This window comes from Marinitoga aeolica (assembly GCF_029910535.1).
GTDB classification, from domain to species: domain Bacteria; phylum Thermotogota; class Thermotogae; order Petrotogales; family Petrotogaceae; genus Marinitoga; species Marinitoga aeolica.
This window is the reverse complement of record NZ_CP069362.1, coordinates 425,429-450,205: the sequence shown is the minus strand read 5'-3', so window position 1 is coordinate 450,205 and position 24,777 is coordinate 425,429. Positions and strand designations below refer to the sequence as shown.

Below are 24,777 nucleotides of genomic sequence, written 5' to 3'. Positions count from 1 at the left end.
CCTTCTAAATTTTATTTTTTTGTAATAATCTTATTTGATTTCAGAAACAATGAAGGTATTGACAAATGTAAAAAATATGATATAATAGTTACTGTGATTGGGGCGTGGCCAAGCGGTAAGGCGGCGGATTTTGGCTCCGTTATTCGGTGGTTCGAATCCATCCGCCCCAGCCAGAGCCGGCGAATGCCGGCTTTTTTGTTATTGTTTAACAGAAATTTGCTGCAGTGTAATTATATCATAAAATTTTATTTTTTAATATAGGAATGAGAAAATGGACCTTTTACAATTGAAATATTTTAGAGAATTAGCCTATTGTCGACATATGACTGAAGTTTCAGAGAAATTACATATTTCTCAACCAGCAAGAATAATATTTTATACATTGACTACAAACAAAAATCCCTCATAAAACTATGAGGGATTTTTGATTAATAATAAAGCATTTGAATAAGTTTATTGTTGATACAAAACATAGGCACTTAATGGTTCTAAAATTATTTTATTTTCAGTAGTTTTTATTATTTTTGTTCCAGCACTTTTATCATTGACAACAATATTCCATGTACCATCAGGTAAGTTAAAAGTAACTTTTGAAGAATTTGCATTATATATAACGAGAATATTTTTCCATGAATCATTGTTTGCATATCCTTTAATAATAAAAGCAACCATTCTTTTTTTCGGAGTTTCTAAAAATTCTAAATGAGATTTTATCATGTCAGCATTTGTCATTCTAAATGCAGGATGGGATTTTCTTAATTCAATTAATCCTTTATAATATTCAAAAATATCATAATATTTCTCTTTTCTAGACCAGTCAAAAACATTAGGAGTTTCTTTGTTATACGGATTATCATTTCCCATTTTTGTTCTTGCAAAATCAACACCACCATGTAAAAATGCGATTCCTTGAGAGGTTAAAATAATAGCATTTGAAAATTTCTGAGCTTTCTTCAATTTTTCTTCGATGTTTTGAGGTATTTTCCCTTCCCATGGCTTATAGCCTAAAGCTAAAGCATTTTTGTCCCATAAAGTATGATTATCATGATTTGAAACATAGTTTATAGTTTCTTCTGGATCGCTTGCCCAGAGTCTTATTCTTGAATTATATTCAATAGATCCAACCACTCCTCTTTTTATTTTAATTTCCTTACCTAAAGAACCCAATCCAAACCCTTTTACTTTAGCATTAAAAACACTACCTCTAATTGCATTTCTGAAATCATCATTAAACATAGCGATATGCATATTTTTTTGGTCACCTTTACCAAATAATAATTTTCCTCCACCAGTCCAAGGTTCACCATATAATAATATTGATGGGTCTATTTTATGAAGTTCTTTGGTAATTTCATTCATTGTTTCTTTATCTATCAATCCCATTAAATCGAATCTAAATCCATCAACGTGATATTCTTTTACCCAATATTTTACTGAATCTACAATAAATTTTCTAACCATTGGTCTTTCTGTAGCAATCTCATTTCCAACACCTGAGCCGTTTGTATAATGTCCGGTATCATCAGTTCTATAATAATAATAAGGCACTGTTTGATCAAAAGCAGATCCTTCACCTACAACGGCAGTATGATTATATACAACATCAAGAATAACTCTAATACCGTTTTTGTGGAACTTTTTTATCATTTCCTTTACTTCTTTAATTCTTGAATTTGGATCAAAAGGATTAATAGAGTAAAAACCATCTGGTACATTATATAATTTTGGATCATATCCCCATCCATATTGCTCTTTAAATTTTGTTTCATCTATAAAATAAATATCTTGAATAGGCATAATATGAACATGAGTTACTCCTAATTCTTTTAAATGTGAAAGTCCTGTTTTTACTCCATTAGGACCTGTAGTATTTTCCTGGACTAAACCAAGATATTTTCCTCTATATTTATCTTCAACGCCAGAATTTTTATTAATTGTAAAATCTTTTACATGAATTTCATAAATAATAGCATCTTCTGGATTTATGAAAGGAGGTTTTATATCATTATTCCAATTTTCTGGATTTGTATCTTTTAAATCAATAATAGCAGATTTTTCAGAATTAACAGAAACAGCTATAGAATAAGGATCTACAGTTTCTCTATATTTACCATATGAATAAAATTTGTATTTATAAAACCAGCCTTTAAAATTGCCTTTAATAGTTGAACTCCATACCCCATCTTTAGATTTTTCCATTTTATATATTTTATCTGGAGTTGTTGAAGTATAATTTTTATACAATAATACTTCAGCAGTTTTTGAAACAGGAGACCATACTTTAAATGTGATAGAATCTTTTTTATAAGTGATTCCTAAGTCATCTCCGCTATAATAAAAATCATTTAAAATGTTTCTCATAATAGCGGTATTTTCTACATAACCAGAAATGCTAATTTTTACGATTTTATCAACATCTTTAAAAGGTGAATTAAGAATAATTTTAATTTTAGTTGTTTTTGAAATGTCTGTAGGATCTAATTTTTCGACATTTTTAATTTCTAATTTTTTATTATCAGCAAAAACATCAACCTTCCCTTTCCAATTTTTAGTGTCAAAAGGAGTGGTTAAACTTACCTTTATTTCTGTAGAAGAATCCATAATAGCACTTAGGATTCTTGGACTTATATCGATATTATTAGGATCTGTATATGGTTCTTCAACGCTTGTAATTACCCAAATTTCTGCAATTCCATTTTTTGGAATTTTTATAAATCTATCTTTTGATACATCCTTTGCCTGCCATTCATTTAATCTTACAATATATCCCAGTTCTGTATATTTTTCATCAAAAGTAATGATGGCATAAGGGCCAAATGCATCTTTCCCAGTGAATTGATAAGCATGTCCTTCTAATGATTGTGGTTTATGTGGCCAAACCCATAAATTCCAACCGTTATAATTTCCATCAAACCTATGATAATGTAAAATCAAAACAGTTTTTCCTCCAAAATCCTCAGCTGTTTTCCCTACACTGTAAGATGGAAAAGCGGACAAAAGAATAGTGGAAATAATTAATAAAATTAAAACTAATAAACTTTTCTTTTTCATAAAATTTCCTCCTCATCTGTATTTTAATTTTTACCATATTTATTATAACTATTTACATAATAAATAAAAATAATAATAATAGTTATTAAGTCAAATAAAAATTAAATATATAAGATTATATATATTAAAGTATCAAAATCTTCATAAAATAATTAAAACTATTTAGTAAGATATAATTCTTCATTTTATATGAACTTTTTAAACATCATGTATATATATATTTAAGAAATAATATGATATAATCAAGTATACTGAAAAGGTGGTGTTGTCAGTGGAAAAGTTGAGTACAACATTAAAATTATCAATATTTGAAGGAATGTTTTTTAACGCTTTTTTTGTGGCAACACAGACTTTTATAATAATTTCTATTGCATTGTATTTTAATGCAAATCCATTTCAAATATCTATTGTTTCTTCTTTTCCTGTATTTTCGCAAATGTTTCAAATTTTTACACCTTTTTGGTATAAATTATTTAAAGGAAGGAAAAATAGTCTTATTGTTGTAGCAATTATTGGAAGAGGAGCTTTAGTTTTATTGCCTTTTGCAGTTTTATTTGATTTAAATAATTCATGGATATTTGTATCAATAATGATAGTATATGCATTCTTTGGAACATTTATAAGTAATATATGGACATCAGCCATGAGAGAATTGGTTCCATTTGAAAAAAGAGGTAAATATTTTGGTTTGAGGAATGTATTTGCATCTGCGGTTGGGATATTGGCTACATTTTTATATGCTCAATTTCTGGATTTTCCAGATAAAAAAATGGGCATATTGCTAGTTTCATCTTTAGCGGCAATGTTTTCTGTTATTACAATAATTCTTTTTGTTTTTCATAAAATTCCAGAAATTACAGAATTTGTACCTAAAATAAGTTTAAAAAAACCATTTTATGACGAAAAATTTCAAACATTTTTAATATTTGTTGGTATATGGACCTTTGCTATAGAATTGACAAGACCATATTTTTCTTATTTTCAATTAGCAATTTTAGGGGTGAATACTAGATTTTTGGGTAATATAAGTGTAGTTTCTGGTTTAATTACATTAGGATTATACCCATTTTATGGCAGATTAAGTGATAAATATGGAAATAAAAATATTCTAATGATAGGAATTTCATTAGCAACAATAGCTCCATTGCTATATTTTGTAATGACAGATTCCAATTTTAGAAGTTTAATATTATTGGATGGTATATTTTCAGCTTTTGCGTGGTCTGCAATAAATCTCACTTTTTTTAATTTGTTGCTTGAAACAGTTTCTGAACCAGCAGAAAATTATATAGGATCATATGCCTTAGTTTCAGGAATAACAGCAATAATAGCTTCAAATATTGGAGGTTTTTTTGGGAATATATTAAAAGATAAAACATTTTATATATTAGGTGATAAATATCATGGAATACAATTTTTAATATTAGCTGGTTTTTTATTACGAATATATGCATTATTGCATTTAACAAGTGTTGAAGCATATGAAAAGCCAATTAGATATAAGAGCTGGTTATTGTCAAATCCATCGTTATTTAAAAGAAGGGAAGTTCATTTGCCGGTCTATTTGAAAATATTAAAACCCAGAAGAAGAAAAATGGAGGCAAGAAATGTCAATAGAAATTGAAAGAAAATATATTATAGATACTGAAGAAGCTGAAAAATTAAAAAATAAGAGTATAAAAAAAATAGGAATAATACAATGGTATTTAAGATCGGAAGAAAATGAAATAGAAAGAGTAAGATTACAATTAATAAAGAAAAATAATAAAATAATAAAAAAATGGAATTATGCATATAAAGCTAATACAAAAATACCTCATAAAAAAATCGAGAAAGAGAGGAATTATATACCGAGAGATATAAATATATTATTTGATAAGAAAATGGTAATAAAAATAAGATATGTTATTAAAGAAAATCCGGAAATAGTGATAGATGAATTTGTAAAAATAGAAGGGTTACATTATAATATAGATGAAAAAAATCTTTTAGAAATAGAAATGAAAGAAATAAAAGAGTATAATGTTGAAGATTTTTTAAATGAATTAAAAAAAGAAAATATAAAAATCATAAAAGATGTAACCGAAAATTATAAATATTATAATAATAACATAGCTTCAAAGCCAGATATGCGTATAGATTTGAATGAAATAATTGAGGTGTTAAAATGGAGGATATAATTGAAAAAGCGTGGATAGAATTGGGTAAAGAAAGTATATTTTATAATTACTTAAAAATGTATTTTGATAATATCCCTACAGAGAATGTAAGAACTATAAAACTTACAATATCAAAATCAGGACGTTTTAAAATATTATACAATCCGAGAAGATTAAAAGCACGAGGAGTTATTTTTGCTAAAGCAATATTAAAACATGAGATTTTTCATATTATTCATGGCCATATTTTTATAAAAGCAAAAGATAAAAAAGATAGAAAAATATGGAATCTTGCGATGGATGCAGCAATTAATCAGCAAATTAAGGAATTAGATGCATTTTCCGTCCCACTTGATGTACTACTTGATGAAGGATGTGGCACTGATAATGAAAATATGTTTGTTGGACCTCCAATGAATTATATAAATAAAACAGCTGAAGAATACTATAAATGGATATTAGAATTTTATGAAAAATCAAATAAAGCAGATCTTGAATTAATTGAGGAAAACAGAGTTGATTCACATGATGATTTTGGTAATTTTGAAATGATGGAGGAAATAGTTACAGACCTTGTCAGTGAGGTTATAAGTGAAGCTTATGAAAAGTCTAAAGGTGATCTTCCATCAGGTCTTGAAATTCCGATTTCATTGCTAATATCAAAGTCTCAAAAAAATTGGAAGGATCTAGTAAGAAGATTTTTTGGTAATTCGATAGTTATTGAAAAGTATAGGACACCGTTGAGACCAAATAGAAGATATGATAATCAACCTGGATGGAGAAGTTTGTTTGGACCAAAAATTGCAATAATAATTGATACAAGTGGTTCGATAATAGAAGAAGAATATTCTGCATTTTTTTCTGAAATTGAAAAAATTGCAAAAATATATGATTCAAGGATTTATATTGTTCAAATAGATAATAGCATTCAAAATATTTTAAGATATGGACAAGGAGATTGGAAGAATATAGAAATTAAAGGAAAAGGAAATACAGATTTGGAACCAGCCATAGAGTATTTAGAAGAAAATATCAGACCAGAAGGAGTAATAATATTTACTGATGGATATGTTGATTTGCCTGTGGTCAAAAGAAGGGTGTTATTTGTTTTAAGTAAAAATTATAATAATGAATTTAAAACGAGTGCAGAAGAAGTTTATGGAAAAAATTCAACAATAGTTTTGTAGTTTTTTAACAGAACACCCAAAACCGTGTATTATATCGTAACAAAATAATAAAGCTATTTTTGTATAAAACGGGTAAAATAGAATATATAAGAAAAGATTTTTTATATTAAAAAAACTAAAATGGTCTAATAAAGCTATTTAGAAAAAATAGGGAAATATGCATTGTCTTAAAATATTGATATTATGCGAAAAATACGACTTAACATACCTGTAACTTCACAAAATTATCACAACATTTTAATTGAAAATTAAAATGACCTGCGGTAAAATACACTTGGTATTTTTTAAAATATTGAAAGGAGGAATAGAAAATACTATGCCAACTATAAATCAACTTGTAAGATACGGAAGAAAGCAAATCAAGAAAAAATCAAAGTCACCAGCGTTGCAAAGCAATCCTCAAAAAAGAGGAGTATGTGTAAGGGTTTCAACTATGACACCTAAAAAACCTAATTCGGCTTTGAGAAAGATAGCCAGGGTAAGACTTTCAAATGGAATTGAAGTTACAGCATATATTCCAGGTGAAGGCCACAACCTACAAGAACACTCAAACGTATTAATAAGAGGTGGAAGGGTTAAAGACTTGCCAGGTGTAAGATATAAAATAATTAGAGGTACATTAGATACAGCTGGTGTAGAAGGAAGAAAACAAAGCAGAAGTAAATATGGAACAAAAAGACCTAAGAAGTAAGGAGGTAAATAAATGAGAAGAAGAAGGGCTTCAAAGAGACCAGTAACTCCTGATCCAATATATAATGATACTTTGGTTTCTAAATTAGTTGTTAGAATTATGAAAGACGGTAAAAAAACTGTTGCACAATCAATTGTATATGGTGCATTTGACATAATTAAAGAAAAATTAGAAAAAGATCCATTAGAAGTTTATCATCAAGCAGTTGAAAATGTTAGACCATTAATAGAAGTCAGACCAAGAAGGGTGGGTGGTGCTACTTACCAGGTACCATTTGAAGTTCCAGAGGATAGAGCTATTTCTTTGGCTTTGAGATGGATTGTTAAAGCTGCTAGAGATAAATCTGGAAGACCAATGAAAGAAAAATTAGCTCAAGAATTAATCGATGCTTATAATGGTGTTGGTGCAGCAGTTAAGAAAAGAGACGATGTACATAAAATGGCTGAAGCCAATAAGGCTTTTGCACATTACCGCTGGTAATTTTTTGAGGAGGGATTGTTTTGAAAGAGCGGTTATATGCTTTAAATAAAACAAGAAATATAGGAATTATTGCACACATAGATGCGGGTAAAACGACAACTACAGAAAGGATTTTGTTCTATACAGGTAAAAAACATAAATTAGGTTCTGTTGATGACGGAACTGCTACAATGGACTGGATGGAACAAGAGAAAGAAAGAGGTATTACAATTACTTCAGCTGCTACGACATGTTTCTGGAGAGATCATAGGATTAATATCATTGATACACCCGGTCACGTGGATTTTACAGTTGAAGTTGAAAGAGCATTAAGAGTATTAGATGGTGCAGTTGCGGTATTTGACGCTCAAGTTGGTGTTGAACCACAATCAGAAACTGTTTGGAGACAAGCAGACAGATATCATGTTCCAAGAGTTGCTTATATGAACAAAATGGACAAACTTGGGGCAGACTTTTATAACGCAGTTCAAACAATGATTGATAAATTAGGTACTAATCCATTACCACTACAAATTCCAATTGGGGCTGAAGCAGATTTTGAAGGTGTTGTTGATTTAGTAAAAATGAAAGCAGTTTATTGGATTAGTGAAGATGGAGCACAATATGAATATAGGGATATACCAGAAGATTTAATAGCAAAAGCAGAGCAATATAGAGAAGATTTAATCACGGCTATTTCAGAATATGATGAAGAAATTATGGAATTATTCTTTGAAGGTGAAGAAATTCCTGAAGATAAAATTAAAGCTGCTATTAGGAAAGGTACTATAGAAGGTGCATTTGTTCCAGTTGTATGTGGAACATCCTTTAAAAATAAAGGTGTCCAACCAGTATTAGATGCAATAGTAGATTATTTACCATCACCATTAGATTTACCTCCTGTTAAAGCTTATGACGAAAGAACTGGTGAATTTGTAAAGGAACTACATCCAGATGAAAATGGTCCTTTTGTCGCCTTGGCATTTAAAATTATGGTAGATCCATTTGTTGGTAAATTAACATTTGCTAGAGTATATTCTGGTAAATTACAAAAAGGAAGTTATGTAAAAAATAGCACAAAAGGCAAAAAAGAAAGAGTTTCAAGATTATTATTCATGCACTCAGATCAAAGAGAAGAAGTAGATTATATCAGAGCAGGAGATATAGTAGCTATAATTGGTTTGAAAAACACAACTACAGGTGATACGTTAACGGATGAAAATGAAGAAATTGTATTAGAAAAATTAGAATTTCCTGAACCAGTTATATCACTTTCTATTGAACCAGAAACAAAGAATGATGAAGCTAAATTATCTAAAGCATTGCAAGCACTAACTGAAGAAGATCCAAGTTTAAATGTTAAACTTGATCATGAAACAGGAGAAACAATTCTTTCTGGAATGGGAGAATTACATTTAGAAATTATCGTAGATAGATTAAAGAGAGAATTTAAAGTTGGAGTAAAAGTAGGACAGCCACAAGTTGCATATAGAGAAACAATTAGGGGAACAGCAGATGTAGAAACAAAATATATTAGACAATCTGGTGGTAGAGGTCAATATGGTCACGTTAAGATTAAGATTGAACCTATTGATAATACAAAAGTATTGGAATTTGAAGATAAGATCGTTGGTGGTATAATTCCTAAGGAATATATCCCTGCTGTTGAAGCTGGTATAAGAGAAGCGATGCAATCAGGTATTCTCGCAGGGTACCCAATGGTTGGAATCAAAGCAACATTATACGATGGATCATATCACGAAGTTGACTCTTCTGAAATGGCATTTAAAATTGCAGGTTCTATGGCATTAAAAGACGCAGCTAAAAAAGCAAATCCTGTATTATTAGAACCTATAATGAAAGTTGATATCACAACGCCAGAAGAATACATGGGTGATATTATTGCTGATTTAAATTCAAGAAGAGGAAGAATCGAAGGATTTGAAAATGTAGGAAATACAAATACAAGATTAATTCATTCATTGGTTCCATTATCAGAATTATTTGGATATGCTACAGTGTTAAGATCATTATCTCAAGGTAGAGCTACACAATCAATTCAATTCTCTCATTATGAAGAAGTTCCTTCTTCAGTAGCAGAGAAAATAATAAATAAATAATAAAGCATCACAAAAGATAGAGGAGGGAAAAAAATGGCAAAAGAAAAGTTCGTCAGAAGTAAACCACATATGAACATTGGTACTATCGGACATATCGACCACGGTAAAACAACATTAACAGCAGCTATTACAAAATCATTAGCAATGAAAGGATATGCAGATTTCACACCATTTGAACAAATCGATAAAGCTCCAGAAGAAAAAGCTAGAGGTATAACAATTAATATCGCACACGTTGAATACGAAACAGATAACAGACACTACGCACATATCGACTGTCCAGGTCACGCTGACTACATCAAAAACATGATCACAGGTGCTGCACAGATGGACGGTGCTATTTTGGTTGTTGCAGCAACAGATGGTGTTATGCCACAAACAAGAGAACACGTATTGTTATCAAGACAAGTTAACGTTCCTGCAATTGTTGTATTTATAAATAAAACAGATATGGTTGACGACGAAGAAATTATTGAATTAGTTGAAATGGAAGTAAGAGAATTGTTAAGTCAATACGAATTCCCAGGAGATGAAGTTCCTGTAATTAAAGGTTCTGCATTAAAAGCATTAGAAGCAGATTCTCAAGACGATCCATGGGTACAAAAAATATACGAATTAATGGATGCAGTAGATAGCTACTTCCCAGAACCACAAAGACCAGTAGATCAACCATTCTTAATGCCTGTTGAAGATGTATTCTCAATCACAGGTAGAGGTACAGTTGTTACAGGAAGAATCGAAAGAGGAGCTATCCACCCAGGTGATGAAGTAGAAATCGTTGGTATGACAGATGAAATAAGAAAAACAGTTGTAACTGGTGTAGAAATGTTCAGAAAATTATTAGATGAAGGTATTGCTGGTGACAACGTAGGTTGTTTATTAAGAGGTATTGACAAAGATGAAGTATGGAGAGGTCAAGTATTAGCAAAACCAGGATCAATTACACCACATAAAAAATTCAAAGCACAAATTTATGTATTAAAGAAAGAAGAAGGAGGAAGACATACTCCATTCAAAAAAGGTTACAGACCACAATTCTACATTAGAACAGCTGATGTTACAGGTACATTATTAGAATTTGATGGTGGAGCAGAAATGGTAATGCCAGGTGACAACATTGTAACAACAGTAGAATTAATTTACCCTGTAGCTTTAGAAAAGAACATGAGATTTGCTGTTCGTGAAGGTGGAAGAACAGTTGGTGCAGGTGTTGTTACAGAAATAGTAGAATAATAAAATCTTTTTGCAAAGTTTTTACTATAAAATATAAAATCGGGGAGCTTCCACGCTCCCTTTGCTAAATGCTTAAAGGAGGGTTTATATGGCAAAGAAATTGATCAAAATAAGATTAAAATCTTATGATCATAGATTGTTAGATGAATCTGCTCAAAAGATTATTGATGCAGTAAAACAAAGTAATGCAAAGGTTTCTGGACCTATTCCATTACCAACAGAAAAAACAATTTATACAGTAATCAGATCACCACATAAATACAATTATTCAAGAGAACAATTTGAAAAAAGAGTACATAAAAGAGTTATTTATATTTACGATGCAACTCAAGAAACAGTTACACAACTATTAAAGATACAATTACCATCAGGTGTATCAGTAGATATGAAAGCTTAATTTTTGATCGGGCTCTGGAGGTGAATTAGCATGAAGGGTATTTTAGGAAGAAAAGTAGGTATGACAAGAGTTTATAAAGATGGGAAAGCCATCCCGGTCACAGTTATTAAAGCTGGACCATGTGTTGTAGTACAAAAGAAAACAGAAGAAAAAGATGGTTACACAGCTATTCAAGTTGGTTTTGAAGAATTAAAAGAACATAAAGTAAATAAACCAAAACTTGGAATTTTTAAGAAAGCTGGAGTAAAACCAATGAGAGTTTTAAAAGAATTCAAAGTCGAAGATGTAGATGCTTATGAGATTGGACAAGTTATTGATGTAACAGTTTTTGAAGAAGGAGAAAAAATTGATGTAACAGGTTGGTCAAAAGGTAGAGGTTACACAGGTGCAATGAAAAGATGGAATTTTGGCGGAGGTAGAAAAACACACGGTTCAAAATTCCACAGAGCATTAGGTTCAACTGGTAACCATACAGAACCAGCAAAAGTATTTAAAGGTAAAAAAATGTTCGGGCAATATGGAAATGAAAAAGTAACAGTATTAAACTCAGAAGTTGTAAAAATAGATAAAGAAAATAACCTTATAGCAGTTAAAGGTGGAGTTCCAGGTGCGAGGGGTGGATTATTAATAATCAGAGAAGCAATAAAAAAGTAAGCCCCGAAAATGAAGAACGAGGAGGTAAAAGGAAATGGCTCAATTAGACCTTTATTCAGTTAAAGGTGAAAAGATTGGAACAATAGAAGTTAAAGACTCTATTTTTTCAATCGAACCAAATATGGATCTTTTATACAGATACGTTGATATGCAATTAACAAACAGAAGAAGAGGAACTGCTTCAACAAAGACAAGAGCTGAAGTAAGAGGCGGAGGAAGAAAACCATGGTCTCAAAAACACACAGGTAGAGCAAGAGCAGGTTCAACAAGATCACCATTATGGAGACATGGTGGAGTTACATTTGGACCAAAACCAAGAGATTGGTCAAAGAAATTAACTAAAAAAATGAAAAGATTAGCATTAAGATCCGCGTTAAGTGTAAGAGTAAAAGAAAATAACTTATTGGTAATAGATGATTTAACTTTTGAAAAACCAAGAACAAAATCGATGAAAGAAATTTTAAAGAATTTTGGATTCGAAAATACAAAAACTTTAATTGTATTACCATGGAAAAAAGAAGAATATATCAATGTTAAATTATCAGCAAGAAATATTCCGGGAGTTAAGGTTATTATTGCAGATAATCCAAATCAAGGAAAAGATGGAAAGAAAGTTAATGTCGACGGATTAAATGTATTCGATATAGTAAACAACGAAAAGGTAATTCTTACAAAAGATACTGTAGCAAAGATTGAGGAGGTGCTCGGCTAATGGATAGAAAACAATTTAATTATGACATAATAATAAGGCCGGTCCTCACAGAAAAAACATACATGTTAATGAGTGAGAATAAATACACTTTTGAAGTAGCAAAAGATGCAACAAAGCCAGAAATAAAAAAAGCTGTTGAGGATATATTTAATGTAAAAGTGGAAAAGGTTTATGTAATGAATGTAAAACCAAAACCAAAAAGATTAGGAAGATTTGAAGGAAAAACAAGAGCATGGAAAAAAGCAATAGTTAAATTAGCTGAAGGATACGTTATAAAAGAGCTTCAAGGTAATTTATAAGGAGAGGTGAGTAAGAATGGGTCTCAAAAAATTTAAACCAACAACTCCTTCAAGGAGATTTATGATAATCACTGATTTTTCAGAAATTACAAAGTCCGCCCCGGAAAAATCTTTAATACAACCTCTCAAAAAATCAGGTGGTAGAAACTCATATGGTAGAGTAACAATGAGACATAGAGGTGGTGGACATAAAAGAAGATACAGGGTTATAGATTTCAAAAGGGAAAAATTTGGAATTCCAGCAAAAGTTGTATCTATTGAATATGATCCAAACAGAAGTGCAAGAATTGCTTTATTAGTATATGCAGATGGTGAAAAAAGATATATTTTAGCTCCAAAAGGAATAAAAGTTGGAGAAGAATTAACATCAGGACCAAATGCAGAAATAAAACCTGGAAATGCATTGCCATTAGAAAATATTCCAGTAGGTACAATTGTTCATAATATAGAGTTTGAACCTGGAAAAGGTGCAAAAATAGCCAGATCAGCTGGAACATATGCACAATTAATGGCAAAAGAAGGGAATTATGCATTATTAAGAATGCCATCAAGCGAATTAAGAAGAGTTCACGTAAAATGTATGGCTACAATAGGAATGGTTGGAAATGAAGATCATATAAATGAAGTATTTGGTAAAGCAGGTAGAACAAGATGGTTAGGGAAAAAGCCTCATGTAAGAGGTATGGCTATGAACCCAGTTGATCACCCAATGGGCGGTGGTGAAGGTGCAAGTAAAGGTCATATTCCAAGAAGTCCATGGGGAACACCTGCAAAAGGATTTAAAACAAGACGTGGTAAGAGAAAATCAGATAAATTTATAGTAAGAAGAAGAAAAAAGTAACCTAGGGGGTGCTGTTAGTGAGTAGATCATTAAAGAAAGGGCCTTATGTACACCCAAGTCTGTTGAAAAAGGTAAGAGAATTGAATGAAAAAGGCGAAAAAAAGGTAATAAAAACCTGGAGCAGAGCTTCTATGATTTTACCTGAAATGATTGGACATACAATTGCTGTACATAACGGTATGAAACATATACCTGTTTATATAACAGAACACATGATTGGACATAGATTAGGTGAGTTTGCACCAACAAGAAGATTTGGTGGTCATGCTGACAAGAAGGCTAAAAAAGGTAAGGTGAAATGAGGAGGGACGTAACTATGGCTGTATCAAGAGTTCAAGATGGTAAAAGATTGAAAAGATCAGTTTTTCATAAAATAAGAAAAGAAGCTGAAGCAGCACAGCCAAAGATTGAAGCAAGAGCTACAGCAAAATACTTAAGAATTTCCCCTAAAAAAGCAAGATCAGTTGTTAATGCAATTAGAGGAAAAAATGTAGATGAAGCTTTACAGATATTAATGTTTAGTCCTAAAAAAGCTGCAAGATTAACATATAAAATATTAGTATCTGCAATTGCAAATGCTGAAAATAACTTTGGTTTAAATGCTGATGATTTATATGTTGCTGAAGTATATGTAAATGATGGTCCAAGAATGAAAAGATTATGGCCAAGAGGAAGAGGAAGAGCAGATATTTTACAAAAAAGGTTGGCACATATTACTGTTGTAGTTAGAGACAGAGAAAAAGAAAAAGAGTTAAAATCTCAGAAGTGAGGTGGAATGTCCGTGGGTCAAAAAGTACATCCATATGGATTTAGGTTAGGAATATCAAAACCATGGAAAGCTAATTGGTTTAGTGAAGATAATTATGCAGAATTTTTAAAAGAAGATTTAAAAATCAGAGATTATATAAAAAATAAATATTATGAAGCAGGAATTGGAGATATATTAATTGAAAGACCATCCTCAACACAAATAAATATTACAATAAAAGCAGTAAGAGTTGGAATAATTATTGGAAGAAAAGGTGTAGAGATTCAAGGATTAAAGAAAGAAATTGAAAAGATGGTTAACGATAGAAACGTAAGAATCAATATTGATGAAATTAGAAACCCTCAAGTAAATGCATTGTTAATTGCTGAAAATATTTCAGCACAAATATTAAAAAGAGCTTCTTATAAAAGAGCTATGAAAAGGGCTATATCAGCTGCTTTGAAGAAGGGTGCAAAAGGAATTAAAATTATGGTTTCAGGAAGACTTAACGGTGCTGAAATTGCTAGAACTGAATGGTATATGGAAGGAAGATTACCTTTACAAACCTTAAGATCAGACATCGATTATGGAACAGCTGAAGCACAAACATTGTCTGGAACAATTGGAATAAAAGTATGGGTTTATAAAGGCGACACTCAGTTATGAACTAAAGGAGGGCGTGATGTAAATGTTAATGCCAAAAAGATATAAATATAGAAAGATCCAAAGAGGTAAAATGAAAGGTAATGCCAAAGGTGGAACATTAGTTGACTTTGGCGAATGGGGTTTAAAAGCATTAGAACCAGCTTTAATAACTTCACAACAAATTGAAGCATGTAGATTAGCAATGGTTAGAACATTAAAAAGAAATGGAAAAATTTGGATAAAAATATTCCCTGACAAACCAATAACTTCAAAAGGAATCGGAACAAGAATGGGTAAAGGTAAAGGTGATGTAGAAGGATGGACAGCAGTAGTAAAACCTGGAAAAGTTTTATTTGAAATTGCTGGAACTTCCGAAGAATTAGCAAAAGAAGCACTAGAATACGCAGCAACCAAATTACCTATTAAAACAAAAATCGTACCCAGGTACCATATAAGGGGGGAAGCAAAATGAAAAAACAAGTAGCAGAATTAATTAACTTAACAGATGATGAATTAAAAGCAAAATTAGAAGAATCGAAGAAAAAATTATTTGAAATGAGATTTCAACATGAATTAGGTCAAATAAAAAACACTGCTTCCATAAAGATGGTAAGAAGAGACATAGCAAGAATAAAAACAATTCTCAGACAAAGGGAATTGGGTATAAGGAGGTAATGAGTAATGCCTAAAAAAACGTTAATAGGCGAAGTTGTTAGCGACAAAATGGATAAAACTGTTGTTGTCAAAGTTGAAAGAAAAATAAAACATCCTATATATAAGAAATTTGTTAAAAAATCAAAAAAATTCCATGCTCATGATGAAAATAATGAATGTGGCGTAGGGGATATTGTAGAAATCGAAGAAACAAAACCATACTCAAAAACAAAAACATGGAAAGTCATTAGAATAGTTGAAAAGAATATTTTTGCGGAAAAAAATAATGAAACACCCGAAACAGTGGAAGAAGTTGGGGGTGACGCATAATGATTCAAGCCGAAAGTTACTTAAGAGCAGCAGATAACTCAGGAGCAAAAGTTTTAAGAGTAATAAGAGTTTTAGGTGGATTTCACAAATCAGTAGGTACAGTTGGAGATGTAGTAGTTTGTTCTGTTAGAGAAGCGATTCCACACACAGACATAAAAAAAGGACAGGTAGTAAAAGCTGTTGTTGTTAGAACAAAAAAAGAAATCAAAAGAAAAGATGGTTCTCACATAAGATTTGATGAAAATGCTGCAGTATTAATTGACAAAAATAATATGCCTGTTGGTACACGTGTGTTCGGACCAATTGCTAGAGAAGTAAGAGAAGCCGGTTATACAAAAATAGCATCTCTTGCACAAGAAGTATGGTGAGGTGAGAGCATGAAAGTAAAAAAGGGAGATTTAGTTAGAGTTATTTCAGGAAAAGATAAAGGTAAAGAAGGTAAAGTATTAAGAGTAATTCCTAAATTAAATAAAGTTATTGTTGAAAACGTAAATATAGTAAAAAAGCATCAAAGACCAACTCAACAATTAAGAGAAGGTGGAATTATTGAACAACCTTCACCTATTCATGCAAGTAAAGTTATGGTTGTTTGTCCAAGCTGTGGCAAACCAACAAGGGTTGGATACAGATTCTTAGAAGAAGGTAGAAAGGTAAGAATTTGTAGAAAATGTAACGAAATTATAGACAAGGTTTAATGAGGGAGGAATAGATTATGAGATATGAATACATTCCATTAAAAGAAGAATATGAAAAAGAAGTAGTTCCAGCCCTCATGAAAGAATTTGGATATAAAAACATTCATGAAGTTCCAAAAATCGTTAAAATAGTTGTAAATATGGGAATTGGCGAGGGCGCTAGGAATGCAGATGTTGTTGAAAAACATGCTCAAGAATTATCATTGATTACAGGTCAAAAAGCTGTAGTTACAAGAGCAAAGAAAAGTGTTGCTAACTTTAAATTAAGAGAAGGAATGCCTATTGGTGCAAAAGTTACATTGAGAAACGTAAAAATGTACAATTTCTTGTTTAAATTAATAAACATAATCTTTCCAAAATTAAGAGATTTTAGAGGTATGAATCCTAATAGTTTTGATGGAAGAGGAAATTATACATTTGGTTTAACAGAACAGTTAGTATTTCCAGAATTAAAACCTGATCAAGTAAAAAGGGTACAGGGTATGGATATTACTATTGTTACTACTGCAAAAACAGATGAGGAAGCAAGAAAACTCCTTCAATTAATGGGCTTCCCTTTCAAGAGAGATTAAGGAGGAGGTAAATAATGGCAAAAAAATCAATGGTTGCTAGATGGAAAAAACCAAAGAAATACAAAACAAGAGAATATTCAAGATGTATAGTTTGTGGAAGACCTAGAGCTGTATATAGAGAATTCGGTTTATGTAGAGTATGTTTCAGGAAATTAGCCTTGGAAGGAAAATTACCAGGCGTTAAAAAGGCAAGTTGGTAAGGAGGGAATCTTAATGTGGAGTGATCCCGTAGCAGATATGCTTACAAGAATAAGAAATGCAAATCTTGTTATGAAAGAAAGTGTAGAAATTCCAGCATCAAATTTAAAAAGAAATATAGCTGAAATATTAAAAAGAGAAGGTTATATTACAGATTACAAATTTATTGAAGATGGAAAACAAGGAATATTAAAAATTCAATTGAAATATAAAGGTGATAGAAAGAATAGAAAACACGTTATACATAGTATTATTAGAGTTTCAAAACCTGGTAGAAGAATATATGTTTCAAAAGATAAAATTCCAGTAGTAAAAGGTGGAATGGGTATATCAATAATTTCAACTTCAAAAGGTGTTCTTACCGACAAAGAAGCAAGAGAACTTGGAGTCGGTGGAGAATTAATTTGTTACGTTTGGTAGGAGGTGCTGAATAAATGTCACGTATATCAAAAAATCCAATAGATATACCAAATGGAGTAGAAGTGACAATTAACGATAATTTAATTAAAGTTAAAGGTCCAAAGGGTGAATTGACTCAAGAATATTTACCTTACGTTAAATTTGTAATTGAAGATAATAAAATAAAAGTTGAAGGAAATGAAACTTCAATGAAAAGAAAAAGTGATGCAAAAAGAATAAATATGTTTCAAGGAACTTATGCATCATTGATAAAAAATATGATCAAAGGTGTAACAGAAGGATTTTCAAAAGAATTAGAAATTTTAGGTATTGGTTATAGAGCAGCAATGCAGGGTTCTAAATTAGTATTACAATTAGGATATTCTCACCCAATTGAATACCTTCCACCTGAAGGAATAACAATTGAAGTACCAGCACCAAACAAAGTTATTGTAAAAGGAATAGATAAATATTTAGTTGGTGAAGTTGCTGCAAAAATTAAAAGATTTAGAAAACCAAATGTTTACTCAGGAAAAGGTATTAAATATGTTGGTGAGGTAATTATCAGAAAACAAGGTAAGAAAGTTTAAGGGAGGCTGACCAGATGATTAAACCCATCCAAAAGAAAAAATTAAGAAGAAAAAGACATTTAAGGGTTAGAAGAAAAGTTTTTGGAACTCCTGAAAGACCAAGAATGGCAGTTTTCAAGAGCAATAAACATATATACGTTCAAATTATAGATGACACAAAAGGTCATACAATAGCAGCTGCTTCTACTGTAGATAAAGATTTTAAATTAGAAAAAACATGGGATATTGAAGCTGCTAAAGAAGTAGGAAAATTAATTGCCAAAAAAGCTTTAGAAAAAGGAGTATCAAAAGTATCATTTGATAGAGGCGGCTTCAAATATCATGGAAAAATAAAAGCATTAGCTGATGCTGCACGTGAAGCAGGTCTTGACTTTTAAGGAGGTGTAGACAGGAAATGGCCTTAGATAAAAATTTAATGGCTTCAGCAGCTGCTGAAGAATTTGAAGAAAGAATAATAGAAATTAGAAGAGTTACCAAGGTTACAACAGGTGGAAAAAATATTTCATTTAGAGTTGTAGCTGTAGTAGGAAATAGAAATGGAAAAGTTGGAGTAGGAAGTGGAAATGCAAGAGAAGTTCCACAAGCAATTAGAAAAGCAATTCAAAATGCAAAGAAAAATATGATAGAAGTTCCTGTAAAAAATGGAACCATTCCTCATGAAGTATTAGGAAGACAAGATGCTTCAAAAGTTCTTTTAAAACCAGCAGGACCAGGTACTGGTATTATTGCTTCTGCAGCAGTTCGTGCTGTTGTTGAGTTAGCAGGAGTTCATAATATCCTTTCAAAAGCTTTAGGTTCAACAACGGCAATTAACTTATCTAAAGCTACTTTGAATGGATTAAAAGAATTAAAATCACCAAAAGAATATGCAGAACTCAGAGACTTGAGTGTTACAAAGGTATTCCAAGGTGCCCATAAGGAGGGATAAGAGAAATGGCTAAATTAAAAATAAAACTTATAAGAGGAAGAGCGGGGAAAAATTATAGACAACTCGCCACCTTAGATGCCTTAGGTTTGAGAAAGCCAAATCATGAAGTAATAAAAGAAGATAGACCAGAAATAAGAGGTATGATAACAAAAGTACAACATCTCGTGAAGGTTGAAGAAATTGAAGAATGAGGGGGTAGCAAATATGTCTCTTAAAATATCAGACTTAAAACCCGCCGAAGGATCAAGAAAAATTGCTAAGAGAACCGGAAGAGGTTGGAGCTCAGGGTTAGGAAAAACAGGTGGAAAAGGTCATAAAGGTCAAAAATCAAGAGGTAAAGGAAAAGTAAGACCAAGTTTTGAAGGTGGTCAAACACCTTTATTCAGAAGAATCCCAAAATATGGATTCACAAATGCACCATTTAAAAAAGACTATGCAGAAGTAAATATTTCTGTATTAGAAAATAGATTTGAAGCTAATGAAGAAGTAACACCAGAAAAATTATTGGAAAAGAAAATAATTAAGAAAATAAAAGATGGTGTAAAAGTATTAGGAAATGGTGAACTAACAAAACCATTAAAAGTTAAAGCACATGCATTTAGTAAAAAAGCACAAGAAAAAATCGAATCAGCCGGCGGAAGTGTCGAGGTGATTCAATAATGAAAGAAGCATTTAAGAATATGTGGAAGATCCCGGAACTCCGGGATCGTATTATATTTACATTGTTAGCTTTAATTGCATTTAGAGTAGGTATCTATATCCCTATTCCTGGAATTGATTTAGCTAGGTGGGAAAGTTTTATTGCGGGTTTAGGAGGAGCAACGCAGGGATTAATAAGTTTCTTTGATGTATTTACTGGAGGTTCTTTAAAACAATTTTCTATATTTGTTTTAAGTGTAACTCCTTATATTAATGCATCTATTATTCTACAATTATTAGCATCAGTAATACCAAGTTTGAAAGAAATGTTAAAAGAAGGGGAAGAGGGCAGAAAAAAATTTGGAAGATTGACGAGACAGGTTACTTTAGGTCTTGCTTTGCTTCAAGGATTTTTCTTATCTTTAGGAGTTGCAAATTACAGATCTCCTAATTTAAATTACTTAATTTTCATATTAATATCAACATCTTCTATAGTTGCTGGAACAATGTTCTTATTATGGTTAGGTGAAATGATAACAGAAAAAGGTATTGGAAATGGTATTTCTGTATTGATTTTTGCAGGGATTGTATCAAGATTCCCACAATATATAGCAAGTGGTTTAGTTGGTAGATTAAGCGTTTTCGAATGGATAATATTGATTATTGTTGCAATAGCAGTAGTAGTTGGTACAGTTTATTTACAGACCTCAGAAAGAAGAATTAATGTACAATATGCAAAAAGGGTTGTAGGAAATAAAATTTACGGTGGAGCTTCTACATATATACCTATAAAGGTTAATGGCGGTGGTGTTTTACCAATTATCTTTGCCTCAGCCATAATGACATTACCTTCAATGTTAGCAACGACGACAGGTGCTCAATGGGTTAGTAGATGGTTTGGATATGGAACACCAATATATTTAATTATTTATGCATTATTAATATTCTTCTTTGCTTATTTCTATAATTCAGTAGTTATTGATCCAAACGATATTTCAGAAAATATTAAAAAGTATGGTGGTTTTATTCCTGGTATAAGACCGGGTAAACCAACATCAGATTATATAACAAAGACTATGATGAGAGTTACATTTATTGGCGCATTATTCTTAGTAGTAATTTCATTAATTCCTTATGTAATAAGAAGTACTTCAGGTGTTAATATTTGGATTGGTGGTACATCAGCACTTATTGCAGTTGGTGTTTCATTAGATATTATGCAACAAATTGAAGCTCATATGATTACAAGACAATATGAGGGTTTCATGAAGAAAGGGAAACTCCGCGGGAGGAGATAATTATGTCAAAACTTAATTTATTGTTTTTTGGTCCTCCGGGAGCAGGTAAGGGAACAATAGCAAAAGAGGTATCAAAAAAATATGATATTCCTCATATATCGACTGGAGATATGTTAAGAGATGCCGTAGCTTCCGGTAGTGAACTCGGTAAAAGAGTAAAATCTATTTTGGATAGTGGGCAACTGGTTTCGGATGAAATTATGTTAGACGTTATAAAAGATAGATTAAGTAAACCTGATGTAGAAAAAGGATTTATTCTGGATGGCTATCCAAGAACTCTTCCACAAGCCGAATCGTTGGAGAAAATATTAAAAGATATGAATAATCCAATAACTGGAATAATCTATCTTGAAGTAGATGAAGAAACAGTTGTAAAAAGGATTACTTCACGAAGGATATGTCCAAAATGTGGAAAAATATACAACATAATTACTTTAAAACCTAAAGTAGAAAATAAATGTGATATTTGTGGTGTGGATTTAATTCAACGTGATGATGATAAAGAAGATGTAGTAAGGGATAGATATAAAGTTTATATGGAAAAAACATACCCTGTAATAGAATTTTATAAAAAATATAATCATTTCTTTACAGTAAACGGTAGTGGAACGGTAGAAATAGTTACAAAAGAAGTGTTTAATATATTGGAAGGGATAGTATGATTTTAATAAAAACACAATCTGAAGTTGATAAGATGAGGCGAGCTGGCAGGCAGCTCGCTATCCTCTTTGAAAAAATAAAAAACTTGGTTGTCGAAGGGTCAAATGCATATGAAGTTGAAAGATTTGTAAATAGCTATATGAAAGAAAAAGGATTTATTCCAACATTCAAAGGATATGGTGGATTTCCATACGCAACTTGTATATCTGTAAATGAAGAGATTGTACATGGATTTCCGCTTCGAGAAAAAGTATTTAAAAATGGAGATATTGTATCAATTGATATGGGATTAACCTTGGAAGGATATATAGCGGATGCAGCAAGAACATTCATAATAGGCGAGGCAAATGAAAAAGTAAGAAAGTTAGTTGAAGTTACAGAAAAATCATTTTGGATAGGTATTGAGCAAGCAGTTCCGGGAAATCGAATTGGTGATATTGGTAATGCAATACAAACTTATGTTGAATCTTATGGATTTTCTATTATTAAAGAATATGTAGGACATGGTGTTGGAAGAAAATTGCATGAAGATCCACAGATACCAAACTATGGTCAAAAAGGCAAAGGACCCCTAATTAGGGAAAGAATGACTTTTGCTGTTGAACCTATGGTTTCCATGGGAGATTGGAAGGTAGAAGTGTTAGAAGATGGCTGGACAGCAGTTACAGCGGATAATTCTTTATCAGCACACTACGAAAATACATTTGTAGTAACTAAGAATGGTCCGGAAGTATTAACAATATTAGATTAGCCCGAGAGGTGATGACCGTGGCAAAGAAAGATGATGTTATTGTAATGGAAGGTCATATTGTTGAGTCTTTACCAAATGCTACATTCAGAGTAGAATTGGATAATGGACATATGATTTTAGCTCATATTTCGGGTAAAATGAGAAAGAACTTTATAAGATTAGTACCTGGAGATAGAGTAATAGTTGAAGTATCAATTTATGATTTAAATAGAGGTAGAATAATACGTAGAGAAAGAATCAAAAGAAATCCAAGTAACGAGGAGGAATGAGCGAATGAAAGTAAGAGCCTCAGTAAAAAAGAGATGTGAACATTGTAGAGTTATCAGAAGAAAAGGCAGAGTATGGGTAGTTTGTTCCAAAAATCCTAAGCATAACCAAAGACAAGGATAATTTTTAAAGGAGGGAAATTTGAATGCCACGTATTTTGGGTGTTGAAGTACCAAATAACAAGAAGTTATTCATTGCTCTTACATACATTTACGGTATTGGGAAACATAGAGCAATGGAAATTTTAGAAGCAACAGGCATTGACCCTGATAAAAGGGCAAAAGAATTATCAGATGATGAGATTAGTAAAATAACTCACTATATCAATGAACATTATCTTGTTGAAGGTGAATTAAGACAAGAAGTTCAAAAGAGCATTGCAAGGTTAATAGAAATTGGATCATACAGAGGTTATAGGCATAAGAATGGATTACCAGTTAGAGGTCAAAAAACACATTCAAATGCAAGAACAAGAAAAGGTCCAAGACCTTCAAAAATCGGTAAGAAAAAGTAATAAGGAGGTTTAGCTATGGCTAGAAGAACAAGTCAAAAGAAAAAGAAGATTTCGCTTGAAAAAGCAGTTGTACATATTCAATCCACATTCAATAATACAATTATCACATTAACTGATCCGTCAGGTAATGCTTTATTCTGGGCAAGTGGAGGAACAGCTGGTTTTTCAGGAACAAAAAAAGGTACACCATATGCTTCACAGTTAGCAGCAGATAAAGTTGCAAAAGAAGCTTTAAAATATGGTGTAAAAAGATTAGATGTTTATGTAAAAGGTCCAGGCGCTGGAAGAGAATCAGCAATAAGAACTTTACAAGCTGCAGGTTTGGTAATTGAAAATATTAAAGATAAAACTCCAATACCTCATAACGGTTGTAGACCAAAGAAAAGAAAAGGAATGTAAGGCCAAAGAGGAGGGAATGTAATGGCAAGATATATAGGATCTCTTTGTAAACTTTGTAGAAGAGAAGGATTTAAATTATATTTAAAAGGTGAAAGATGTTATACAGATAAATGTGCTCTTGCAAGAAGACCATATGCTCCAGGACAACATGGAAAACAAGCAAAAAAACCTACACAATATGGATTACAATTAAGGGCAAAACAAGCATTAAAAAGAATTTATGGTGTATTAGAAAGACAATTCAGAAGATACTTTGAAGAAGCATCAAGAAAAGAAGGTAACACAGGAGAAAACTTAATGAGAATTTTGGAAACAAGATTGGATAATGTAGTATATCAAATGGGATATGCAGTAAATAGAAGAACTGCAAGGCAATTAGTAAGACATGGTCATTTCTTAGTAAATGGTAGAAAAGTAGATATACCTTCATATAGGGTAAAACCAGGAGATGTTATTGAAGTGAAAGAAAAGAGCAGATCAATTTTACCAATCAAACAAGGAATAGAATTAGCTCAAAAAGCAAATAAAAGATTAGATTGGATAGAAGTAGACTACAATGCATTTAAAGGTTCTTTCTTAAGATTACCTACTTTAGATGAAATGGAAGTACCTGTAGATTTACAAGCTATTATCGAGCTTTACTCAAAATAATATTGATGACTATTTTGATTATCGCAAAAACGCGCC

General features: G+C 31.5%; 37 protein-coding genes and 1 tRNA gene. 37 read left to right on the top strand and 1 reads right to left on the bottom strand.

The genetic code is table 11. The features are described from left to right. The first annotated feature begins 98 nt into the window (after window positions 1-98). Window positions 99-173, top strand: a tRNA-Gln gene (locus JRV97_RS02145). A 280-nt stretch (window positions 174-453) separates the two neighbouring features. On the opposite strand, the gene pulA is transcribed toward JRV97_RS02145, so the two are convergent. Further along, the gene (pulA, locus tag JRV97_RS02140) at window positions 454-3,051 is read right to left on the bottom strand and encodes a type I pullulanase (RefSeq protein ID WP_280999779.1); all 2,598 of its coding nucleotides are present in this window, start codon (window positions 3,049-3,051) and stop codon (window positions 454-456) included. Window positions 3,052-3,322: 271 nt separating this feature from the next. Here pulA and JRV97_RS02135 point away from each other — a divergent pair, with 271 nt between their 5' ends. From JRV97_RS02135 to rpsD, 36 genes are all read left to right on the top strand, one after another. Then, window positions 3,323-4,675, top strand: a complete 1,353-nt coding sequence (locus tag JRV97_RS02135) for an MFS transporter (protein WP_280999778.1) — start codon at window positions 3,323-3,325, stop codon at window positions 4,673-4,675. Next, window positions 4,659-5,231: a hypothetical protein gene (locus JRV97_RS02130; protein WP_280999777.1), complete on the top strand. Its 573-nt coding sequence runs from the start codon at window positions 4,659-4,661 to the stop codon at window positions 5,229-5,231. Before JRV97_RS02135 ends, JRV97_RS02130 begins: the two co-directional genes overlap by 17 nt. Then, complete coding sequence (locus JRV97_RS02125; protein ID WP_280999776.1) at window positions 5,219-6,397, top strand: vWA domain-containing protein; 1,179 nt, start codon at window positions 5,219-5,221, stop codon at window positions 6,395-6,397. The genes JRV97_RS02130 and JRV97_RS02125 overlap by 13 nt, the downstream gene beginning before the upstream one ends. 316 nt (window positions 6,398-6,713) lie before the next feature. Then, window positions 6,714-7,088, top strand: coding sequence for a 30S ribosomal protein S12 (gene rpsL, locus JRV97_RS02120; RefSeq protein WP_047265792.1), 375 nt, complete (start codon window positions 6,714-6,716; stop codon window positions 7,086-7,088). A gap of 12 nt (window positions 7,089-7,100) precedes the next feature. After that, window positions 7,101-7,568 carry a 30S ribosomal protein S7 gene (gene rpsG / locus JRV97_RS02115; protein WP_280999775.1) on the top strand — a complete coding sequence of 156 codons (468 nt, stop codon included), beginning with the start codon at window positions 7,101-7,103 and terminating at the stop codon, window positions 7,566-7,568. 20 nt (window positions 7,569-7,588) lie between these two features. After that, window positions 7,589-9,667, top strand: a complete 2,079-nt coding sequence (fusA, locus tag JRV97_RS02110) for an elongation factor G (RefSeq protein WP_280999774.1) — start codon at window positions 7,589-7,591, stop codon at window positions 9,665-9,667. A 33-nt stretch (window positions 9,668-9,700) separates the two neighbouring features. After that, window positions 9,701-10,900, top strand: coding sequence for an elongation factor Tu (gene tuf / locus JRV97_RS02105; protein ID WP_129409932.1), 1,200 nt, complete (start codon window positions 9,701-9,703; stop codon window positions 10,898-10,900). Between the two features lie 88 nt (window positions 10,901-10,988). Next, window positions 10,989-11,297 carry a 30S ribosomal protein S10 gene (gene rpsJ, locus JRV97_RS02100; protein ID WP_047265687.1) on the top strand — a complete coding sequence of 103 codons (309 nt, stop codon included), beginning with the start codon at window positions 10,989-10,991 and terminating at the stop codon, window positions 11,295-11,297. Window positions 11,298-11,327: 30 nt separating this feature from the next. Continuing rightward, a complete protein-coding gene (rplC, locus tag JRV97_RS02095; RefSeq protein ID WP_280999773.1) occupies window positions 11,328-11,951 on the top strand; it encodes a 50S ribosomal protein L3 in 624 nt (207 codons plus the stop codon). A 34-nt stretch (window positions 11,952-11,985) separates the two neighbouring features. Further along, entirely contained in the window at window positions 11,986-12,663 is a 678-nt protein-coding gene (rplD, locus tag JRV97_RS02090) for a 50S ribosomal protein L4 (RefSeq protein WP_280999772.1), read from the top strand. After that, window positions 12,663-12,962, top strand: coding sequence for a 50S ribosomal protein L23 (gene rplW, locus JRV97_RS02085; RefSeq protein ID WP_280999771.1), 300 nt, complete (start codon window positions 12,663-12,665; stop codon window positions 12,960-12,962). Before rplD ends, rplW begins: the two co-directional genes overlap by 1 nt. Window positions 12,963-12,978: 16 nt before the next feature. Then, window positions 12,979-13,803, top strand: coding sequence for a 50S ribosomal protein L2 (gene rplB / locus JRV97_RS02080; RefSeq protein WP_280999770.1), 825 nt, complete (start codon window positions 12,979-12,981; stop codon window positions 13,801-13,803). Window positions 13,804-13,820: 17 nt separating this feature from the next. Then, window positions 13,821-14,105: a 30S ribosomal protein S19 gene (gene rpsS / locus JRV97_RS02075; RefSeq protein WP_129409937.1), complete on the top strand. Its 285-nt coding sequence runs from the start codon at window positions 13,821-13,823 to the stop codon at window positions 14,103-14,105. Between the two features lie 14 nt (window positions 14,106-14,119). After that, on the top strand, window positions 14,120-14,572 hold the full coding sequence (rplV, locus tag JRV97_RS02070; RefSeq protein WP_407081555.1) for a 50S ribosomal protein L22: 453 nt from the start codon (window positions 14,120-14,122) through the stop codon (window positions 14,570-14,572). 12 nt (window positions 14,573-14,584) lie between these two features. Continuing rightward, window positions 14,585-15,217, top strand: coding sequence for a 30S ribosomal protein S3 (rpsC, locus tag JRV97_RS02065; RefSeq protein WP_129409939.1), 633 nt, complete (start codon window positions 14,585-14,587; stop codon window positions 15,215-15,217). 22 nt (window positions 15,218-15,239) lie between these two features. Next, window positions 15,240-15,668, top strand: coding sequence for a 50S ribosomal protein L16 (gene rplP, locus JRV97_RS02060; RefSeq protein ID WP_047267805.1), 429 nt, complete (start codon window positions 15,240-15,242; stop codon window positions 15,666-15,668). Continuing rightward, window positions 15,665-15,871: a 50S ribosomal protein L29 gene (gene rpmC, locus JRV97_RS02055; protein WP_072864136.1), complete on the top strand. Its 207-nt coding sequence runs from the start codon at window positions 15,665-15,667 to the stop codon at window positions 15,869-15,871. The genes rplP and rpmC overlap by 4 nt, the downstream gene beginning before the upstream one ends. Before the next feature lie 6 nt (window positions 15,872-15,877). Next, on the top strand, window positions 15,878-16,180 hold the full coding sequence (gene rpsQ, locus JRV97_RS02050; protein ID WP_280999764.1) for a 30S ribosomal protein S17: 303 nt from the start codon (window positions 15,878-15,880) through the stop codon (window positions 16,178-16,180). After that, window positions 16,180-16,548: a 50S ribosomal protein L14 gene (gene rplN, locus JRV97_RS02045; protein ID WP_047265676.1), complete on the top strand. Its 369-nt coding sequence runs from the start codon at window positions 16,180-16,182 to the stop codon at window positions 16,546-16,548. Before rpsQ ends, rplN begins: the two co-directional genes overlap by 1 nt. 9 nt (window positions 16,549-16,557) lie before the next feature. Beyond that, window positions 16,558-16,875, top strand: a complete 318-nt coding sequence (gene rplX, locus JRV97_RS02040) for a 50S ribosomal protein L24 (protein ID WP_280999761.1) — start codon at window positions 16,558-16,560, stop codon at window positions 16,873-16,875. Window positions 16,876-16,892: 17 nt separating this feature from the next. After that, window positions 16,893-17,447, top strand: coding sequence for a 50S ribosomal protein L5 (gene rplE / locus JRV97_RS02035; protein ID WP_129409943.1), 555 nt, complete (start codon window positions 16,893-16,895; stop codon window positions 17,445-17,447). A gap of 14 nt (window positions 17,448-17,461) precedes the next feature. Further along, window positions 17,462-17,647: a type Z 30S ribosomal protein S14 gene (locus tag JRV97_RS02030; RefSeq protein WP_014296355.1), complete on the top strand. Its 186-nt coding sequence runs from the start codon at window positions 17,462-17,464 to the stop codon at window positions 17,645-17,647. Window positions 17,648-17,660: 13 nt separating this feature from the next. Then, window positions 17,661-18,065 (top strand): 30S ribosomal protein S8, encoded by a 405-nt coding sequence (gene rpsH / locus JRV97_RS02025; RefSeq protein ID WP_280999753.1) that lies wholly within the window; start codon window positions 17,661-17,663, stop codon window positions 18,063-18,065. Window positions 18,066-18,079: 14 nt separating this feature from the next. After that, entirely contained in the window at window positions 18,080-18,634 is a 555-nt protein-coding gene (gene rplF, locus JRV97_RS02020) for a 50S ribosomal protein L6 (RefSeq protein ID WP_280999751.1), read from the top strand. Window positions 18,635-18,648: 14 nt separating this feature from the next. Next, the gene (gene rplR, locus JRV97_RS02015; RefSeq protein ID WP_280999749.1) at window positions 18,649-19,011 is read left to right on the top strand and encodes a 50S ribosomal protein L18; all 363 of its coding nucleotides are present in this window, start codon (window positions 18,649-18,651) and stop codon (window positions 19,009-19,011) included. Window positions 19,012-19,028: 17 nt separating this feature from the next. Beyond that, window positions 19,029-19,562 (top strand): 30S ribosomal protein S5, encoded by a 534-nt coding sequence (gene rpsE / locus JRV97_RS02010; protein WP_129409948.1) that lies wholly within the window; start codon window positions 19,029-19,031, stop codon window positions 19,560-19,562. Between the two features lie 5 nt (window positions 19,563-19,567). Beyond that, the gene (gene rpmD, locus JRV97_RS02005) at window positions 19,568-19,753 is read left to right on the top strand and encodes a 50S ribosomal protein L30 (protein ID WP_280999747.1); all 186 of its coding nucleotides are present in this window, start codon (window positions 19,568-19,570) and stop codon (window positions 19,751-19,753) included. A 13-nt stretch (window positions 19,754-19,766) separates the two neighbouring features. Beyond that, the gene (gene rplO, locus JRV97_RS02000; RefSeq protein ID WP_280999745.1) at window positions 19,767-20,222 is read left to right on the top strand and encodes a 50S ribosomal protein L15; all 456 of its coding nucleotides are present in this window, start codon (window positions 19,767-19,769) and stop codon (window positions 20,220-20,222) included. After that, a complete protein-coding gene (secY, locus tag JRV97_RS01995; protein ID WP_280999744.1) occupies window positions 20,222-21,499 on the top strand; it encodes a preprotein translocase subunit SecY in 1,278 nt (425 codons plus the stop codon). The genes rplO and secY overlap by 1 nt, the downstream gene beginning before the upstream one ends. Window positions 21,500-21,501: 2 nt before the next feature. Continuing rightward, entirely contained in the window at window positions 21,502-22,161 is a 660-nt protein-coding gene (locus tag JRV97_RS01990) for an adenylate kinase (protein WP_280999742.1), read from the top strand. Next, on the top strand, window positions 22,158-22,910 hold the full coding sequence (gene map, locus JRV97_RS01985) for a type I methionyl aminopeptidase (RefSeq protein WP_280999740.1): 753 nt from the start codon (window positions 22,158-22,160) through the stop codon (window positions 22,908-22,910). Before JRV97_RS01990 ends, map begins: the two co-directional genes overlap by 4 nt. A gap of 17 nt (window positions 22,911-22,927) precedes the next feature. After that, entirely contained in the window at window positions 22,928-23,179 is a 252-nt protein-coding gene (gene infA / locus JRV97_RS01980; RefSeq protein ID WP_206076377.1) for a translation initiation factor IF-1, read from the top strand. A 4-nt stretch (window positions 23,180-23,183) separates the two neighbouring features. Next, window positions 23,184-23,300, top strand: a complete 117-nt coding sequence (gene rpmJ / locus JRV97_RS01975) for a 50S ribosomal protein L36 (protein ID WP_047265664.1) — start codon at window positions 23,184-23,186, stop codon at window positions 23,298-23,300. Window positions 23,301-23,322: 22 nt separating this feature from the next. Continuing rightward, complete coding sequence (gene rpsM / locus JRV97_RS01970; RefSeq protein WP_280999735.1) at window positions 23,323-23,691, top strand: 30S ribosomal protein S13; 369 nt, start codon at window positions 23,323-23,325, stop codon at window positions 23,689-23,691. A 15-nt stretch (window positions 23,692-23,706) separates the two neighbouring features. After that, complete coding sequence (gene rpsK, locus JRV97_RS01965) at window positions 23,707-24,090, top strand: 30S ribosomal protein S11 (protein ID WP_129409953.1); 384 nt, start codon at window positions 23,707-23,709, stop codon at window positions 24,088-24,090. Between the two features lie 21 nt (window positions 24,091-24,111). Continuing rightward, the gene (gene rpsD / locus JRV97_RS01960; protein WP_280999731.1) at window positions 24,112-24,741 is read left to right on the top strand and encodes a 30S ribosomal protein S4; all 630 of its coding nucleotides are present in this window, start codon (window positions 24,112-24,114) and stop codon (window positions 24,739-24,741) included. Window positions 24,742-24,777 lie beyond the last annotated feature (36 nt).

What these genes read in the sequence shown, in the direction of transcription:
- pulA (WP_280999779.1), bottom strand. Translation starts at nt 3,051, where the DNA reads ATGAAAAAGAAAAGTTTATTAGTTTTAATTTTATTAATTATTTCCACT.
- JRV97_RS02130 (WP_280999777.1), top strand. Translation starts at nt 4,659, where the DNA reads ATGTCAATAGAAATTGAAAGAAAATATATTATAGATACTGAAGAAGCT.
- JRV97_RS02125 (WP_280999776.1), top strand. Translation starts at nt 5,219, where the DNA reads ATGGAGGATATAATTGAAAAAGCGTGGATAGAATTGGGTAAAGAAAGT.
- rpsL (WP_047265792.1), top strand. Translation starts at nt 6,714, where the DNA reads ATGCCAACTATAAATCAACTTGTAAGATACGGAAGAAAGCAAATCAAG.
- rpsG (WP_280999775.1), top strand. Translation starts at nt 7,101, where the DNA reads ATGAGAAGAAGAAGGGCTTCAAAGAGACCAGTAACTCCTGATCCAATA.
- tuf (WP_129409932.1), top strand. Translation starts at nt 9,701, where the DNA reads ATGGCAAAAGAAAAGTTCGTCAGAAGTAAACCACATATGAACATTGGT.
- rpsJ (WP_047265687.1), top strand. Translation starts at nt 10,989, where the DNA reads ATGGCAAAGAAATTGATCAAAATAAGATTAAAATCTTATGATCATAGA.
- rplC (WP_280999773.1), top strand. Translation starts at nt 11,328, where the DNA reads ATGAAGGGTATTTTAGGAAGAAAAGTAGGTATGACAAGAGTTTATAAA.
- rplD (WP_280999772.1), top strand. Translation starts at nt 11,986, where the DNA reads ATGGCTCAATTAGACCTTTATTCAGTTAAAGGTGAAAAGATTGGAACA.
- rplW (WP_280999771.1), top strand. Translation starts at nt 12,663, where the DNA reads ATGGATAGAAAACAATTTAATTATGACATAATAATAAGGCCGGTCCTC.
- rplB (WP_280999770.1), top strand. Translation starts at nt 12,979, where the DNA reads ATGGGTCTCAAAAAATTTAAACCAACAACTCCTTCAAGGAGATTTATG.
- rplV (WP_407081555.1), top strand. Translation starts at nt 14,120, where the DNA reads ATGGCTGTATCAAGAGTTCAAGATGGTAAAAGATTGAAAAGATCAGTT.
- rplP (WP_047267805.1), top strand. Translation starts at nt 15,240, where the DNA reads ATGTTAATGCCAAAAAGATATAAATATAGAAAGATCCAAAGAGGTAAA.
- rpmC (WP_072864136.1), top strand. Translation starts at nt 15,665, where the DNA reads ATGAAAAAACAAGTAGCAGAATTAATTAACTTAACAGATGATGAATTA.
- rpsQ (WP_280999764.1), top strand. Translation starts at nt 15,878, where the DNA reads ATGCCTAAAAAAACGTTAATAGGCGAAGTTGTTAGCGACAAAATGGAT.
- rplN (WP_047265676.1), top strand. Translation starts at nt 16,180, where the DNA reads ATGATTCAAGCCGAAAGTTACTTAAGAGCAGCAGATAACTCAGGAGCA.
- rplX (WP_280999761.1), top strand. Translation starts at nt 16,558, where the DNA reads ATGAAAGTAAAAAAGGGAGATTTAGTTAGAGTTATTTCAGGAAAAGAT.
- rplE (WP_129409943.1), top strand. Translation starts at nt 16,893, where the DNA reads ATGAGATATGAATACATTCCATTAAAAGAAGAATATGAAAAAGAAGTA.
- JRV97_RS02030 (WP_014296355.1), top strand. Translation starts at nt 17,462, where the DNA reads ATGGCAAAAAAATCAATGGTTGCTAGATGGAAAAAACCAAAGAAATAC.
- rpsH (WP_280999753.1), top strand. Translation starts at nt 17,661, where the DNA reads ATGTGGAGTGATCCCGTAGCAGATATGCTTACAAGAATAAGAAATGCA.
- rplF (WP_280999751.1), top strand. Translation starts at nt 18,080, where the DNA reads ATGTCACGTATATCAAAAAATCCAATAGATATACCAAATGGAGTAGAA.
- rplR (WP_280999749.1), top strand. Translation starts at nt 18,649, where the DNA reads ATGATTAAACCCATCCAAAAGAAAAAATTAAGAAGAAAAAGACATTTA.
- rpsE (WP_129409948.1), top strand. Translation starts at nt 19,029, where the DNA reads ATGGCCTTAGATAAAAATTTAATGGCTTCAGCAGCTGCTGAAGAATTT.
- rpmD (WP_280999747.1), top strand. Translation starts at nt 19,568, where the DNA reads ATGGCTAAATTAAAAATAAAACTTATAAGAGGAAGAGCGGGGAAAAAT.
- rplO (WP_280999745.1), top strand. Translation starts at nt 19,767, where the DNA reads ATGTCTCTTAAAATATCAGACTTAAAACCCGCCGAAGGATCAAGAAAA.
- secY (WP_280999744.1), top strand. Translation starts at nt 20,222, where the DNA reads ATGAAAGAAGCATTTAAGAATATGTGGAAGATCCCGGAACTCCGGGAT.
- JRV97_RS01990 (WP_280999742.1), top strand. Translation starts at nt 21,502, where the DNA reads ATGTCAAAACTTAATTTATTGTTTTTTGGTCCTCCGGGAGCAGGTAAG.
- map (WP_280999740.1), top strand. Translation starts at nt 22,158, where the DNA reads ATGATTTTAATAAAAACACAATCTGAAGTTGATAAGATGAGGCGAGCT.
- rpmJ (WP_047265664.1), top strand. Translation starts at nt 23,184, where the DNA reads ATGAAAGTAAGAGCCTCAGTAAAAAAGAGATGTGAACATTGTAGAGTT.
- rpsM (WP_280999735.1), top strand. Translation starts at nt 23,323, where the DNA reads ATGCCACGTATTTTGGGTGTTGAAGTACCAAATAACAAGAAGTTATTC.
- rpsK (WP_129409953.1), top strand. Translation starts at nt 23,707, where the DNA reads ATGGCTAGAAGAACAAGTCAAAAGAAAAAGAAGATTTCGCTTGAAAAA.
- rpsD (WP_280999731.1), top strand. Translation starts at nt 24,112, where the DNA reads ATGGCAAGATATATAGGATCTCTTTGTAAACTTTGTAGAAGAGAAGGA.